Source organism: Actinoallomurus oryzae (assembly GCF_039541955.1).
GTDB classification, from domain to species: domain Bacteria; phylum Actinomycetota; class Actinomycetes; order Streptosporangiales; family Streptosporangiaceae; genus Actinoallomurus; species Actinoallomurus oryzae.
This window is the reverse complement of sequence record NZ_BAABHF010000078.1, coordinates 12,584-28,125: the sequence shown is the minus strand read 5'-3', so window position 1 is coordinate 28,125 and position 15,542 is coordinate 12,584. Positions and strand designations below refer to the sequence as shown.

The following is a 15,542-nucleotide window of genomic DNA, read 5'->3' as shown; positions in this document are numbered from 1 at the left end:
GTCCCGCCCATCATCTCGAAGGCCCGGCGGCCCTCGTGAAGGAGCTACTCGGACTCGGCGGCACGGAGGGCGAGAGCGGTGAGGTCCTCGGCGGTCAGGTCCGGCCAGCCGTGCACCTTCGCCCGCCACTCCTCGGGTACCGCCGAGGCGCCGTGGCGTGCGCCCAGGAGCGCGCCCGCGATCGCGGCGACCGTGTCGGTGTCGTCGCCGGCGCGTACCGCGGCGAACAGGCCGTCCGGCAGCGACGCCGTGTGCGTCACCGCCGACCAGGCCGCCTGCAGCGCCGGCACGACGAAGCCGTTCGGGCTGAACCGGTGCGGTGGCGCGGCCTCGGCCTCGTCCAGCCAGGAGGCCCACCGGTCGCGCCGCGACGGCGGCAGGTAGGCCAGCCCCTCGCGTACGCCGTCGTAGGTGCCCTCCAGCACCGCGCGGCGTACGCCCGAGCACCACAGCACGCACGCGTCGCCGGCCAGGTCGTCGGTGTGGGTCAGACCGCTGACCAGCCGGGCCGCCTCCATCATGGCGACGGAGTCCTCCAGGTACGGCAGCGCGACGACGGCGGTGCGCATCAGCGATCCGTTGCCCGCGCTGCGGCCCGTACGGGCGTGGAGGTCCTCGGCGGCGCGGCGCATCTCCGCCGACATCCCGCCGGCGCGGTCGACGGACGCGAGCACCGTGCGGGTCTGGGCCCCGATGTCGCTGGCGCCCTCGCGGTACCACCGCAGGAACCGCACGGCGACACCGTCCAGCGCGAGGTCCGACCGCAGGCCGCGCCCGCGGGCGGCGACCTCGGCGACGCACACCTGCATCTGGGTGTCGTCGCTGTACTCGCCCGGCTCGTACGGGCCGAGCCCGCCGCCGATCATCTCGGGGACGGCCGTGGCGGACAGGCGGGCGGCGAACTCGTACGGCACGCCGAGCGCGTCGCCGCAGGCCGCGCCGAGCAGCACTCCGGCCGCCCGGTCTCGCTGTTCACTGGTGAGACTCACCACTGTGCGACGACCGGGCGGCCGGTGAGGTTCCCTCAGGACGCGCCCGTGAGGCGGGCGACCTCACGGTCGTGCGCCTCGGCGTCGGCCTTGGCCGCCTTCGGGCTCCAGCGGCCGACGAGCGGCAGCATCAGGCCGAGGAACAGGATCTCGGCCACGATGCACACCCACCACCAGGCCTGCCACTGGTGCGGCGCGTCGGCGGCGGCGCTCTTGATCTTCCCGACCTCGGCGAGCAGCGCCGGTGGCGGGTTGGCGCCGGCGGCCTTCACCTGGGCCAGTACGGCCGGAGCCTCGACCAGCTTGTCCACCGCGCTGACGACATAGGGGAGGACGAAGAAGGCCAGGCAGACGACGATGCGCAGGATCCAGCCCCAGATCGCCAGGCCGGTCGCGGTCAGCGCGGGGTTGCGCTTCTCGATCGTCTCGGTGAACGCCGCCATCCACGGGGCGTACGCCGTCGCGAGGCCGAGCGAGAGCAGGGCGATGATCACGATCAGCGTGGTCGAGCTCGTGTGCGGGTGCGTCGTCCGGGTCATGAAGAGGAACGTCATGACCACCGCGATCACGGTGCCGGCCACCATGAACGGCTTGCGTACCCGCAGCCGGTCCGAGAGCGCGCCGACGACCACGAGGCTGACCGCGTTGATCGCCCAGTACCAGGTGTTGATGCCGTTGGCCTTCGACGTCGTGAAGCCGAAGTTGGAGGTCAGGTAGACGGTGAAGAAACCGACCGCGGTGTAGTAGATCAGCAGGAAGATGCTGATCCCGAGAGCGGGGGCCAGGATGTCCAGGCGCATCATCTGCCCCCACGGCCGGTCGAGGTCGGCCGTCCGCTCGGCGCTGTCGGCGCGCGCCTCGATGAGCGCGCGGTCGCCGGCGCTGACCATCACCTGGTCGCGGAGCCCGGGTTTGAGCTCGCGCAGCCCGAACAGCGCGATCGCGAACGCCACCAGCCCGACCACGCCGACGATGTAGTACTGGCTGGACCAGGAGTTGTCCAGGTGCGGCAGCGTGCGGTTGGCGACGAAGCTGACGACCAGGCTGCCGACGACGGGCCCGAGCGTCCAGAAGCCCATCGCGGACGCGCGGCCGATCTGCGGGGAGAAGTCGCGCACGAGTGCCGGCGTCGCGACCAGGCACATGCCCTCGACGATGCCGCCCAGCACGGCGAACAGCCCGAAGACGAACTTGTTCGGGGCGAACGGGGTGATCAGCGCGAGCACCCCGGTGACGAGCAGGCCGTACGCGACCAGGTTGGCGCGGCCCCAGCGGTCGGCGAGGCCGGCCGCGAGGGAGCCGAAGGCGCCGACGAGGTTGGCCAGCACCAGGATGTTGACGTAGTAGATGAACGACATCTTGAAGTGCTCCAGGATGAGCGGCGCGACGCCGCCCGCCACATAGAGCTCGTAGTACAGGATGATCGTGACGAACACCGCCACGGCCAGGTACCAGTAGCGCGCTCCCGTGCTCGGATACCGGTCGAGGCCGCGGCGCCAGAGCCGGTCGATCGTGAATCCCTCCGCCGCGGGAGCCGTCGGGTTGGTTGGAGCCATCGCTTCCTCTTTTTCCCTTGGGCGAGCTGCTCCAGAGCGCCATTAGACGCCCCGCCCCCGAGGCCGTGTGCCGCATGACCTGTGCAATCATTGGGTAAATGAGCGTTCATTCACGCGTTGGAAACATTAGTACGCTCGAATTAAGTGGCATGTCAAGACAGGAGAGTGACGCGGTGACGGATTTCGGCCTGCCCGTCAGCGGATCCCCGATCCAGCGGCGTCTGGCCGCCGCCGCCGTCGAGCTGTTCTACCGGCAGGGCGCGATCGCGACGTCGGTCCGGCAGATCACCGAGGCGTGCGGCCTCACCCCGGGTGCGCTCTACAACCACTTCGAGTCCAAGGACGAGCTCCTCTACGCCGTGGTGCGCGACATCCACCTGCGGCTGGAGGGCGCCCTGACGGCGGCGGTAGCGGGGGTGGCGGGCGATCCGGTCGCCGAGCTCAGCGCGATCGTGCGCGTCTACGTCGCACGGCACTCCGACCACCGGGAGACCGCCCGCGTGGCCAACCGGGAGTTCCCCCTACTGACCGGGGCGCGCTACGACGAGGTCGTCGCGATCCGGCGGCGCCTGCGCGACACCGTGGTCGAGGTGCTGCTCGCCGGTCAGAAGAAGCAGGTCTTCGACCTGGTCGGGGGCGATGACCGTACGGCGGCCGTGCTCACCGCGCTGCCGATCCTTGACATGTGCGTGCACATAAGCGAATGGTTCCACGAGCACCGGCCGCTGAGTCACGCCGAGCTGGAGGCCCGCTATGTCGGGCTCGCACTGCGCATGGCCGGGGCCCGCACGCACTGAACGACGGGAGGTCCTCATGGCCGAACTGCTCCGCCCGTACGCCGAGGCGCGACCGGACGAACCGGCCGTCACCGACGAGCGCGGTGTCACCACATGGCGCGACTTCGAGGCGCGGGTCGACCGCCTCGCGGGTGCGCTGCGGGGCCTCGGCCTGGACGACGGCGACGCCATCGCGATCCACTCGGGCAACCGCCGGGAGTACTTCGAGCTGATGGCCGCGGCCACGCACATCGGGCTGCGCTACGTCGTGGTCAACTGGCACTGGACCGCCGACGAGCTGAAGTACGTCCTCGCCGACTCCGGGGCCCGGGCGGTGTTCTCCGAGGACGCCTTCGCGGACGTGGCGGCCGAGGCGGCGGTGGACACGCCGTTCCGCATCGGCATCGGCGAGGTCCCCGGCTTCCGGCCGTACGAGGAGTTCCTCGCCGGCGGGCCGGACGGGGCACCGGCCGGTCAGGTGATGGGCTGGCCGATGATCTACACCTCCGGCACGACCGGGCGGCCGAAGGGCGTGAAGCGCAGGCTCGTCACGACCGGCGCCCCGCTGGAGACGATGAAGCTCGTCGCCGAGAGCTTCGCGCAGATCCTGTCCATCCCCGAAGGCGGGCGGTCGCTGCTGGTCGGGCCGGTCTACCATTCCGCGCAGTGGCTGTGGTCCTACGTCATGCTCTGCGCGGGGCGCTCGGTCGTCATGCGGCGGTCGTTCGACCCCGAGGAGACGCTGCGCCTCATCGAGGAGCACCGGATCACCAACGTCCACCTGGTGCCGACCCAGTTCGTCCGTCTCCTGCGCCTGGACGAGGAGACCCGGCGGAGGTACGACCTGTCCGGCCTCGCCGCGGTCTGGCACGGTGCCGCGCCGTGCTCGCCCGAGGTCAAGCGCCAGATGATCGACTGGCTCGGCCCGATCCTGTACGAGTACTACGGCTCCACGGAGTCGTCGGTGAACACCATCGTGTCGTCGCCGGAGTGGCTGGAGCGGCCCGGCACGGTCGGCCGGGCGCTGCCGACGGCCGAGATCCACGTGCTGCGCGAGGACGGCTCGCCGGCCGCCACGGGGGAGCGCGGCCAGCTCTGGTTCCGCTACACCAGCGGCGACGACGTGGAGTACTGGGGCGACCCCGACAAGACCGCCTCCGTGCACCGCGACGGGCTGTTCACCACCGGCGACGTGGGCCACCTCGACGAGGACGGCTACCTGTTCCTCTCCGACCGCGTCATCGACATGATCATCAGTGGCGGGGTGAACATCTACCCGGCCGAGATCGAGGGCGTGCTCATCACCCACCCGGCCGTACGCGACGTCGCGGTCTTCGGCGTGCCGGACCGGGAGTACGGCGAGCAGGTGAAGGCGGCGGTCGAACTCGAGGACGGGCACGAACCCTCGGACGCGCTGGAGCAGGAGCTGATCGACTTCTCCCGGCGCACCTTGGCCGGCTACAAGGCGCCCCGGTCGGTGGACTTCCTCGACGCGCTGCCGCGGACGCCGACCGGCAAGCTCTACAAACGCCTCATCCGCGATCCGTACTGGGCGGACCAGGACAAACGGATCTGAGGCCTGCCCGCCCAACCGGTCAGGAATGAAGAAGCCTCCGTCGCCGTGTGGTCCGTAGCGTTCTCGACGTGGGGCCTTCGCGACGGCTCCACCTCGATCGACTGGAGGAGCACGCCATGACCGAAGGCATCAAGACCGTAATCTTCCCCGTCACCGACATCGCGGCGGCCAAGGCCCTGTACGGCGGGCTGGCGGGCGTCGAGCCCTACGCGGACACGCCGTACTACGTCGGCTACAAGGTCGGCGGCCAGGACATCGGGCTGGACCCGAACGGCCACCGCGAGGGCGGCGCCGGGCCGGTCGCGTACTGGCACGTCGAGGACATCAAGGCGAGCCTCCAGGCACTGCTCGAGGCAGGCGCGGAGACGCTGCAGGACGTCCGTGACGTCGGCGGCGGCACGCTGATCGCCACGGTGAAGGACGCGGACGGCAACGTCTTCGGCCTGCGCCAGGTCGCCTGACATCCTGGTCCGGTCCGGCCCCACGCGGGGCCGGACCACCTCATACGGGACGGGGCGATGGACCGTCGTCCGAACCGCCCGGAACCCGCTCCCGCCGGGACCGGTGTCCTTCCGCGCCACGCCCAAACCGAGTAGCGTTCGGTTTCGTGCACCTGGGACACATCGCGGCCCTGACGCCGGACGAACCAGCAGTGATCATGGCGGGCTCGGGCAAGGTCATCACCTTCCGCGAGCTGGACGAGGAGTCGAACCGGCTCGCCCACCTGCTGCGCGCCGAGGGCCTGCGTCCCGGCGACCACGTGGCCTTCATGCTGGAGAACCACCCGTCGTACCTGGCGATCGCGTGGGCGGCGCAGCGTTCCGGGCTGTACTACACCGCGATCAGCTCACGCCTGCAGGCCGACGAGCTGGCCTACATCATCGACAACTGCGGGGCGCGCGTCTTCCTCACCTCGGCCCGGCTGGCGGAGGTGGCGACCGCGGTCGCCGACCGGACTCCCGGGGTCGAGCTGCGGCTGATGCTCGACGGCGTCGCGCCGGGCTTCGACTCGTACGAGGAGCGCATCGCCGGGCAGCCCGCCGGGCCGATCGAGGACGAGTGCGAGGGAGTGGACATGCTCTACTCCTCCGGCACCACCGGACGGCCCAAGGGCGTCAAGCCCAGGCTGTCGCTCGCGCCCATGGGCACGCCGAACAAGCTCACCCAGCTGGTGTCCTTCCTCTTCCCGCCGGACGAGCACTCGGTGTACCTGTCGCCGGCGCCGCTGTACCATGCCGCGCCGCTGCGTTACTGCCTCACCTTCCACCGCTTCGGCTCGACCGTGGTGGTGATGGAGCGGTTCGACCCCGAGGAGGCGCTGCGGCTGATCGAGCGGTACGGCGTGACGCACAGCCAGTGGGTGCCGACGATGTTCATCCGGATGCTCAAGCTGCCGGAGTCCACCCGGTCGGCCTACGACCTGTCGAGCCTGAAGTACGCCGTGCACGCCGCCGCCCCCTGCCCGGTGGAGGTCAAGCAGCAGATGATCGACTGGTGGGGGCCGGTGCTGCACGAGTACTACGCGGGCACGGAGGGCAACTGCTTCGTCTACGCCGACTCCAAGGCGTGGCTGGAGCACCCCGGCACGGTCGGCCGGCCGCTGCTCGGTGAGATCCACGTCTGCGACGAGGAGGGCGACGAGCTTCCGGCGGGACGGACCGGGACGCTGTACTTCGGCGGCGGCCCGGAGTTCGAGTACCACGACGACCCGGCGAAGACCGCGTCCTCCCGCGACCCGCTCGGCCGTGGCTGGACCACGCTGGGCGACGTCGGGTACGTGGACGAGGAAGGCTTCCTCTACCTCACCGACCGGTTGTCGTACATGATCATCAGTGGCGGGGTGAACGTCTACCCGCAGGAGGCGGAGAACGTCCTCGCCGTCCACCCGAAGGTCGCCGACGTGGCGGTGATCGGGGTGCCGGACCCGGAGATGGGCGAGGCGGTCAAGGCGGTCGTGCAGCCGATGGACCTCGCCGAGGCGGGCCCGGAGCTGGAGCGGGAGCTCATCGAGCACTGCCGGGCGAACCTGGCGCACTACAAGTGCCCGCGCACGGTCGACTTCCGCGGTGAGCTGCCCCGCCACCCGACCGGCAAGCTCTACAAGCGGCTGCTCAAGGACGAGTACTGGAAATGACGCGCCGTTGAGGCGATCGTTGCCTCATGCGCGTGGCGATCGGTGACATCTCCCTGTACTTCGACGTCGACGGCTGCGGGCTCGTCCCCGACGGCCCCACGATGGCCGAACGCCCGACGGTCATCGCCCTGCACGGCGGGCCGGGCGCCGACCACACGACCTTCAAACCGGTGCTCGACGGTGTCACCGAGTACGCGCAGGTGATCTACCTCGACCAGCGGGGGAGCGGGCGGTCGGACCGCAGCGGCCCGGACCTCTGGACCTGGGAGCGCTGGGCCGACGACGTCATCGCCTTCTGCGACGCGCTGGACATCGCCGAGCCGGTCCTGCTCGGCACGTCCGCCGGCGGCTGGGTGGCGCTGACGGCCGCGGTCCGGCACTCCGCCAGGCTCGGCGGGATCGTGCTCGACAGCGTGATGCCCGGCGCGATGGACGAACGGCTCGCCATCATGGAGCGGCTCGGCGGCGCCGAGGCCCGTGAGATCGCCCGGCGCTACTGGAACGGCGAGGCGACCGACGAGATACGGGAGGCGTACTCGCGCGTGTGTCTTCCTCTCTACTCCCGGCGACCCGGCGGTGACCCCGACGGCTCCGACCGGCTGCGGCGCATCCGCTGGAACCCCGGCGTGCTCGAACACTTCCGTCAGGCGCTCGCCGGCTCCTTCGACCCCTGGCCACGGCTCGGCCGGGTCACGTGCCCGACGATGATCCTGGCGGGGGAGCACGACCCGGTGGCGACGGTGCCCGCCGCCCGGCGCCTCGCCGCGGCGCTGCCGGCCGCGCGCCTGAACGTCGTACCGGACGTGGGTCACGGAATCTTCCGCGAGGACCCTGACCAGGCGTGCGCGCTTCTTCGTGACTTCCTGGCGGGTATTGAGTGGACGTGGACGCGCGGATGACCTGATCATGGACGTCATGTCCGACCTACTGCCGATCAACGGAGCCGAGCCGGAGCCCCCCGTGACGTTCCAGCTCGACACGACCGACACCGTCGGTGACGTGATCGACGTGCTGGCCATGGAGGCGTTCGCGGCGGGGCGGCAGCCGTTCGCGCGGTCCAAGCGGATGGAGCGCATCCGGCCCGACGCACCGCTGCGGCCGGCCGGAGCGCGCGTGCTGCGCACCTCGCGAGAGGAGAACCGCGAGGCCGTGCTCGCCCGCGGCGACGGCTGGACGCTGCGGTCCGTACGCTGGCGCGGCGGGTCGGGCATGGTCGAGGTGACGGCGGTCAGCGACGAGTTGTGCGCCTCGGTGCTGGAGGAGGCGATCCGCGACGCCGTCGAGCCGTCGCCTCCGGAACAGGACCGGGTCGAGATGGGCTTTTGGCACCTCGGATCGCACGGCGCGGCGCGCAGCCAGCGTTCCATCACCGCGGCGACCTGGCCGGAGATCCGCGACAACTACACCGCCGCGGCGGCGGCCTCCGTCGACCGGCTCACCGAGGTGACTCCCGGCGACATCAACGGACGCCTGGTGCTCCTGCACGGCCCGCCCGGCACGGGCAAGACCACCGCGCTGCGCGCCATGGCCCGCGAGTGGTCCAAGTGGTGCCAGTTCGACTGCGTGCTCGACCCCGAGCAGCTTTTCAGCAACCCGGCGTACCTCATGGAGGTCGCGGTCGGCGAGGACGACGACGACCGGCGCTGGCGGCTCCTCGTCGTCGAGGACTGCGACGAGCTGATCAGCGGCGACGCCAAGGCCGCCACCGGACAGGGACTGTCCCGGCTGCTCAACCTGACCGACGGCCTGCTCGGCCAGGGCCGCGACGTGCTCGTCGCGATCACCACGAACGAGCCGCTCGCGGCCCTGCACCCCGCCGTCGTACGGCCGGGACGCTGCCTGGCCCAGGTAGAGGTGGGCCGGATGTCACCGGCGGAGGCCGCGGCCTGGCTCGGCGCCGACGCCGACGGTCACGACCTGCGCCACGGCGCGACGCTCGCCGAGCTGTACGCCCTCCGCGACGGGCGCGAGGCGGCCACCCCGGCACCGGCCACCGAGACCGGCTTCTACCTGTAGCGAGACCGGCTTCTCCCCGGAGTCGGCCCGGCCGTCACGCGGTGGTGAAGTGGTGGCCTTCCGGCGGCGCGGCCGGCCGCGTCCCGCGGCCAGGGCCGCGTTGATTCCGCGTTGATCGGACGTTGATCGCCGCCCCGCAGAATCTTTCACGTGGACGGGCCGAGGGGGTAAAGGCCCGGCCATTCGCCCGGAGGCCAATGCCGCTGCGTTGCCGGGCGAGGACGGGGGTGGCGACCCGTGCCGTACCGGCCGGGAAGCCGGAGCCCTGCACCGGAGGTGACGGACCGGTGCAGGGCTCTCTTTCTCGACACGTTCACGCGGAGGAACCTGCGATGCCGTACCGGCTTCCGCCGGACACCGGGGACTTCGTCGGGCGGCGCGGCGCCGTCGCCGAGCTGACCGGGGTGCTCGAGTCCGGCGGGGCGATGCCGATCGCCGCCGTGAACGGCATGGGCGGAGTCGGCAAGACCACGCTGGCCGTGCACGTCGCACACGCCGTACGGCGACGGTTCTCCGGCGGCCTCCTGTACGTCGACCTGCGCGGAATGGCCGATCGCCCGGCCGAGCCGTACGCCGTGCTCGCGGGACTGCTGCGCGCCCTCGGCCGGCGCGAAGTCCCCGAGGCGCCGGAGGAGCGCGCGGCGCTCTACCGGTCCGAGCTGGCCGGCCGGCGGGTGCTGGTGCTGCTGGACGACGCGCGCTGTCCGGCCCAGGTACGGCCCTTGCTGCCCGGAGCGCCCGGGACCGCGGTACTGGTGACGAGCCGCGCCACGATGGCCGGGCTGCCCGGGGCCCGGCGGCTCGACCTCGACGTTCTCGAACCGTACGAGGCGGTGGCGCTCCTGGAGAGCGCGGCCGGCGCGGAACGCGTGGCGGCCGAGCGCGCGGCGGCGCTCGACCTGGTGGCCGCCTGCGGGTTCCTGCCGCTCGCGGTACGCGGCGCGGGCGCCTGGCTGGCGGCCCGGCCCTCGCTGCGGATCGACGCCCTGGCCCGCCGTCTCGCCCGCGGCCGGATCGAGGAGCTGCCCGCGGCCGTCACCTGCTTCCGGATGGGTTATGACCTGCTGGGAAGGGACGAGGCACGGGCGTTCCGGCTGCTGGCGCTGGCCGACGGGCCCGGCTTCTCCACCGGCGCCGCCGGCGCCGCGCTCGGCCTGCGGCCTCAGCGCGCCGACGACATCCTGCAGACGCTCGCCGACCTGAGCCTGCTGGAGAGCTGTGCCCCGGACCGGTACCGCTTCCACGACCTGCTCCGGATCTTCGCGTTGAACCGTTCCGGCGCCCGGGAGGAGCGCGTACGCGCCGTGCACGGGCTGCTCGACTACTACCTGGCGGCGGCGCGCGAGGCGGCCGGGGTGCTCGGCGGCTCGCCGTCGGAGGCGGGCGAGGGCGCCCGATCGCGCGGCCTCACCCGCGAGGCGGCGCGCGCCTGGTTGTTCGTCGAGCAGGACGCCATCCTCACCGCGGTCGAGCGCGCCGCGGCCGAGCCCGGCGGGCCGCTCGCCCAGGCCGCGAGGCTCCTGCTGATCGTGTCGCAGCTGCTCGACCGCGAGTGGAGCCCCCGCCGCCTGCGGAACGCCGTGCGCGCGGTCCGCGAGGCGACGCGCCGCCTCGCCGCGGACCCCGGTCTCCACGGCGAGGCCACGCTGCGAGGCCGGCGCGCCGGCGAGAGCGAGGGACCGTTCCGCGCGCCGTTCGCCGCGGCGGAGCCGCCGGACGCCTGAGACGCCACCCGGAGGCGCGGCGTCGGCCGCGCCCGTGTGATCGGGCGATGACATGTGGTCGGCCGTGCGCGTCCCTTCCACGGGCGGGTCACCGGTCGTCAGTGTGCCGGTGGGTCCACCGTCCGCCGCACCGGCGCCCGTCCGCGAGACTGATGCCGTGCGCTCCTTCGACCTCCCGGTGGCCGCCGCGCTGCCCGGCCTGCGCGGCGCGCTCGACTCCGCGGGCGCCGCCGTGCTGGCCGCGCCGCCCGGCACCGGCAAGACCACGCTCGTACCGCTGGCCCTCGCCGAGACGGGCCGGCGGGTCATCGTGGCCGAGCCGCGGCGGCTGGCCGCGCGCGCCGCCGCCCGCCGGATGGCCTGGATGCTCGGTGAGCCGGTCGGCGAGCGGGTCGGGTACGCCATCCGCGGGGAGCGGCGGCCCGGCAGCGCGGTCGAGGTGGTCACCACCGGCGTCCTGCTGCAACGCCTCCAGCACGACCCGGACGTGCGCGCGGACGTCGTCATCCTCGACGAGTGCCACGAACGCCACCTCGACGCCGACACCGCGCTGGCGTTCCTGCTCGACGTACGTGCGGCGCTCCGGTCCGACCTCGGCCTGGTCGCCGCGTCGGCCACGGCCGGCACCGCCGCGTGGGCGCGGCTGCTGGGCGGCGCCCCGGTGGTGACGGCCGACGCGGCCGCGCACCCGGTCGAGACGGTCTGGGCGCCACCGCCGCGGCCCGTACGCCCGCCGCACGGGCTGTCGGTCGACCCCGCGGTGCTCAACCACGTCGCGCGGACGGTGCGACGGGCGTTGGAAGAGGGGGACGGTGACGTGCTGTGCTTCCTGCCGGGCGTACGCGAGCTGGGCCGGGTGGCCGGCGCCCTCACCGGGCTGGAGGTGCTCCAGCTGCACGGCCGGGCGCCCGCGGAGGTCCAGGAGGCGGCCCTGCGGCCACGCGAGGGCGGGTCACGGCGGGTCGTGCTCGCCACCGCGGTCGCCGAGTCGTCGCTGACCGTACCGGGCGTGCGCGCCGTGGTGGACTCCGGCCTGTCCCGCGAACCCCGCGTCGACCACGCACGCGGCCTCGGCGCGCTGACCACCGTACGGTCCTCGCGGGCGACGGCGGACCAGCGGGCCGGCCGGGCCGGGCGCGAGGCGCCGGGCCGGGTCTACCGCTGCTGGTCCGCGGCCGAGCACGACCGGCTGCCCGAGCAGCCGCGGCCCGAGATCGAGCTGGCCGACCTGACCGGCTTCGCGCTGCAGGCGGCGTGCTGGGGCGATCCGGACGCCGCCGGGCTCGCCCTGCTGGACCCGCCGCCGCCCGCCGCGCTGCGGGCGGCCCGAGCCACGCTGCGGGCGATCGGCGCCCTCGACGAAGGCGGGCGCGCGACCGGGCGCGGACGGGAGATGGCACGTGTCGGCGTGCACCCGCGGCTGGCCCGCGCTCTCATCGACGGCGCCGCGCACGTGGGCGAGCGTGCGGCCGAGGTCGTGGCGCTGCTCTCCGACGACCGCCGTTCCGGTGACGACGACCTGGTCGCGCAGTGGCGAACGCGACGCCGCGAGCCGTCCTTCCGCGACGAGACACGCCGGCTGCGCCGCGCACTCCGAGCCGGCGTGCCGCCGTCCGGCGGTGGCGTGGGGCCGTCCGGGGGCGGCGCGGGCGCGTCCGGGCGTGCGGCGGTGTCCGGGCCAGACGACGAGACGGCCGCCGGGATCGTGGTCGCGCTCGCCTTCCCCGAACGGGTCGCGCGGGCGCGGGACGGCGGTTACCTGATGGCGTCGGGGACGGCCGCCGTCACGGAGCGGGGCTCGCGGCTGACCGGTGCCGGCTGGCTCGCCATCGCGGTCGCCGACCGGGCGGCGGGCGCCCCGTCGGCGCGCGTGCGCCAGGCCGTGCCGATCGATGAGGAGACCGCGCGGCTCGCCGTCGGGGCGACGGTGGAGGAGGAGGTCGTCTGGCGCGACGGCGACGTGGTGGCCCGCCGGGTCGAGCGGCTCGGTGCCATCGAGCTCGGCGCCGTACCCCTGGACAACCCCGACCCCTCACTCGTCCGCGCCGCGCTCCGCGAGGGCCTGCGCCGCGAGGGGCTCGGCCTGCTGAACTGGACGCGCGAGGCCGAGGCGCTGCGCGCGCGGCTGGCGTTCTGCCATCGGGAGCTCGGCCCGCCCTGGCCCGCGATGGACGACGACGCCCTGCTCGCGTCGCTGGACCCGGCCTCGGCCGCCCGCGACCGCGCGGGCCTGCGGCGTCTCGACGTGACGGCGGCGCTGCGCGGCCTGCTGCCGTGGGAGTGCGCGGCACGGCTCGACGAGCTCGCGCCGGAGCGCGTCACCGTCCCCAGCGGCTCGCGGATCCGGATCGACTACACGGGCGAGCGGCCGGTGCTGGCGGCCAAGCTGCAGGAGCTGTTCGGCTGGCAGGAGGCGCCACGCGTCGCCGGAGTGCCGCTCGTCGTCCACCTGCTGTCGCCCGCCGGCCGCCCGGCCGCCGTCACCGCGGACCTCGCCTCGTTCTGGCGCGAGGGCTACCGGAGCGTACGCGCGGAGCTGCGCGGACGCTATCCACGCCACCCGTGGCCGGAGGACCCGGCCACCGCGGAGCCGACCCGCCGTACCAACGCCCGCCGCCGCTGAACGACCGCCCGGAACCGAGACGGACCGCGTCCGCGTTCAAGAAACTACGCGCGCGACAGGCGAAGGATGGCGGATCCGCCGGTGATGGAGGTCACCCGGATCAAGAGCCGGTTGAGCGTGATCTCCGCGCCGGCGTGGGCCGTCACGTCGGCCTTGTCGTTGTCCACTGAGGTCGAGCACGAAGCATCACCTCCGCACGACGTGGCGAACGAATATCCCGTCGGCGTGGATGCCGCGATGCCTGTGAGACGGATCTCGTCGGACGTGATCGACCTCACCTTCAGCGAGGCGAGCCCGGACTTCCGGTTCACCGGGATCCGCGCCCGGCCGGTCACCGTCACCTCGCAGGTGCCGTCCTCGCACGCGCTCAGCTTGGTTCCGTCCGCGGCCTGGCGCGGTGTGGGCGACGGCACCGCGGACCGGTTCGACGTCCGGGCGGAAGGCGAAGCGCCGGCGGATCCGCTCTCGCCGCCTCCGCAGCCGGCCAGCGTCAGGGCCGCGACGGTGACCAGAACGACCGGCGCGAAGGCCGGGACTCCAGCCGACGGGCATGTCATGGGCGTGCTCCCTCGTACGTTCGTTGCGTCGTATCGGACAGCAGACGGTAAGCGCACCGTCCCGGGACCGGTCCCAGCCCGAAACCCGCACCTCAGGATCGCCGCGTGCCTCTTACCGAGGTCGGTTGTCATGTCGGTCGTGGCTTCGGGAGGTCACAGGAGGGCTGGCGTTCGCGGGCGAGTCGAGGTCGAGGTGATCTCCAAGGTGCCAAGCGAACTGGTGATCGATGGCCGCTTCAAAGCTGACCGGCTGGCGACACGTCCGCTCATGCCGGATTACGGATATTTCAGGTGTTGGCCGTGGATGGTCGTGTCCGGCGCGGGTGCAGCGTCCGCAGCAAGGCTTCAACCGTGTCAGGCCTGTGGCCAATCGGGTGAGCGCCCCAACGTGGTGAGAATCTGGTGCAGCGGGTCCGCGTCGTCGCTTCTGGCCAGTGCGGGCCGGAACGCTGCGCCGGGCGCCAACCGGTTGTCACCGTCCGGTACCGCGAGCGCGATCCGCAGTGCCGGTCCGGCCAGTTCCGGGGCCAATCGGTAGGGGAGTCGCAGTGAGCGTGCCACGTCCCAGCCGTGCACCACGTAGTCGATCAGATGGAAGCCGACCGCCTGGGCTGCCGGGAAGTGCGACACCGGGCGGAACTCCGGCAGGTGAAACTCCCGGTGCGGCACCCCTGGCTCAGCGAACGCGGCAAGGACATCCTCGGCGGCGTCGGCATATTCGGTCACGGGGCTTGGGCCGATGGGCCGGACCTGCCACGCCGTACGATCGCCTCCTCGGCCTCGGGCCGCGGCGGCGAAGCCGCGATGTTGGACGGTCATGTGGGCAAGCAGGTCGGCGAGTGTCCACTCGGCACAGGGCGTGGGTCGGCCCAGGTCATCGGCTTGAACCTGGGAGACGATGGCGATGCTGGCGCGGACCGCGGCGCGATGGTGGCCCAGCAGCTCATTGATAAGCATGCGCCTACGATATGCTCATGCTTATCACCCGGTAAAGGTCGTTACCATACTGATCATGACCGGTCGGCAACGGGATCTCGCGGCGATGATCGCGCCGCTGCAACGAGCGCTGATCGCCGCCGAGCAGCCGGTGCTGCGTGCACATGGACTGAGCATGTGGGGCTACGTCGTGCTCAACGCCCTGGACAGCCAGCCGGTACGCACCCAGGCTGCGCTCGCGGAGTTCATCGGCGCGGACAAGAGCCGCATCATCGGCGTGCTGGACGAACTAGAAGGCAACGGTCTGCTGGAACGCACCCGAGACCCGGCGGACCGGCGCGCGCGGTTCGTCACTATCACCGACGAGGGCCGCCGGAAACGCCGTGCGGCCCAGACCGACATCCAGCGCAACGAGGACCGCGTGCTCGCCCACCTCGCCCCCGCCGACCGGGCGGCGTTCCTACGCGCGCTAGAGGTGCTCTCCACCCTGCCGGCCACCGAGATCATCGGTGAACGACAGACCTAGCCAAAGAATCGTCGGGCCGGCCCGTCTGCATTGGCGGCATGACCACCATCCGTCAACATCCGCTATTGCCGCTGGTCGGGCATGCCATCGGCGATCCGCGTGCGGACACGTCCGGCTCTGCCGATGAGC

The 15,542-nt window shown here is 72.6% G+C and carries 13 protein-coding genes; 9 read left to right on the top strand and 4 right to left on the bottom strand.

The features are described from left to right. Positions 1–44: 44 nt before the first annotated feature. Positions 45–989 (bottom strand): ADP-ribosylglycohydrolase family protein, encoded by a 945-nt coding sequence (locus ABEA10_RS49885; protein WP_345475752.1) that lies wholly within the window; start codon positions 987–989, stop codon positions 45–47. 35 nt (positions 990–1,024) lie between these two features. After that, positions 1,025–2,545, bottom strand: a complete 1,521-nt coding sequence (locus ABEA10_RS49880) for an MFS transporter (protein ID WP_345475751.1) — start codon at positions 2,543–2,545, stop codon at positions 1,025–1,027. 173 nt (positions 2,546–2,718) lie between these two features. Here ABEA10_RS49880 and ABEA10_RS49875 point away from each other — a divergent pair, with 173 nt between their 5' ends. The 8 genes from ABEA10_RS49875 (at position 2,719) to hrpB (ending at position 13,394) form a co-directional block, all read left to right on the top strand. Continuing rightward, positions 2,719–3,342 carry a TetR/AcrR family transcriptional regulator gene (locus ABEA10_RS49875; protein ID WP_345475750.1) on the top strand — a complete coding sequence of 208 codons (624 nt, stop codon included), beginning with the start codon at positions 2,719–2,721 and terminating at the stop codon, positions 3,340–3,342. A 16-nt stretch (positions 3,343–3,358) separates the two neighbouring features. Further along, a complete protein-coding gene (locus tag ABEA10_RS49870) occupies positions 3,359–4,897 on the top strand; it encodes an AMP-binding protein (protein ID WP_345475749.1) in 1,539 nt (512 codons plus the stop codon). 116 nt (positions 4,898–5,013) lie between these two features. Then, positions 5,014–5,358 (top strand): VOC family protein, encoded by a 345-nt coding sequence (locus ABEA10_RS49865; RefSeq protein ID WP_345475748.1) that lies wholly within the window; start codon positions 5,014–5,016, stop codon positions 5,356–5,358. Between the two features lie 146 nt (positions 5,359–5,504). Further along, positions 5,505–7,031, top strand: coding sequence for an AMP-binding protein (locus ABEA10_RS49860; protein WP_345475747.1), 1,527 nt, complete (start codon positions 5,505–5,507; stop codon positions 7,029–7,031). Between the two features lie 26 nt (positions 7,032–7,057). Beyond that, a complete protein-coding gene (locus ABEA10_RS49855) occupies positions 7,058–7,930 on the top strand; it encodes an alpha/beta fold hydrolase (RefSeq protein WP_345475746.1) in 873 nt (290 codons plus the stop codon). A 16-nt stretch (positions 7,931–7,946) separates the two neighbouring features. Further along, positions 7,947–9,047 carry a DUF5925 domain-containing protein gene (locus ABEA10_RS49850; protein ID WP_345475745.1) on the top strand — a complete coding sequence of 367 codons (1,101 nt, stop codon included), beginning with the start codon at positions 7,947–7,949 and terminating at the stop codon, positions 9,045–9,047. A gap of 332 nt (positions 9,048–9,379) precedes the next feature. Continuing rightward, the gene (locus tag ABEA10_RS49845) at positions 9,380–10,771 is read left to right on the top strand and encodes an NB-ARC domain-containing protein (protein ID WP_345475744.1); all 1,392 of its coding nucleotides are present in this window, start codon (positions 9,380–9,382) and stop codon (positions 10,769–10,771) included. A gap of 157 nt (positions 10,772–10,928) precedes the next feature. Continuing rightward, on the top strand, positions 10,929–13,394 hold the full coding sequence (hrpB, locus tag ABEA10_RS49840) for an ATP-dependent helicase HrpB (RefSeq protein ID WP_345475743.1): 2,466 nt from the start codon (positions 10,929–10,931) through the stop codon (positions 13,392–13,394). A 44-nt stretch (positions 13,395–13,438) separates the two neighbouring features. Here hrpB and ABEA10_RS49835 read toward each other — a convergent pair whose 3' ends face one another. Continuing rightward, on the bottom strand, positions 13,439–13,951 hold the full coding sequence (locus tag ABEA10_RS49835; RefSeq protein ID WP_345475742.1) for a hypothetical protein: 513 nt from the start codon (positions 13,949–13,951) through the stop codon (positions 13,439–13,441). Between the two features lie 354 nt (positions 13,952–14,305). Next, positions 14,306–14,908, bottom strand: coding sequence for a TIGR03086 family metal-binding protein (locus tag ABEA10_RS49830; RefSeq protein ID WP_345475741.1), 603 nt, complete (start codon positions 14,906–14,908; stop codon positions 14,306–14,308). Positions 14,909–14,963: 55 nt separating this feature from the next. Between ABEA10_RS49830 and ABEA10_RS49825 the strand changes: the two genes are divergently transcribed. Further along, positions 14,964–15,413: a MarR family winged helix-turn-helix transcriptional regulator gene (locus ABEA10_RS49825; protein WP_345475740.1), complete on the top strand. Its 450-nt coding sequence runs from the start codon at positions 14,964–14,966 to the stop codon at positions 15,411–15,413. Positions 15,414–15,542: the final 129 nt, after the last annotated feature.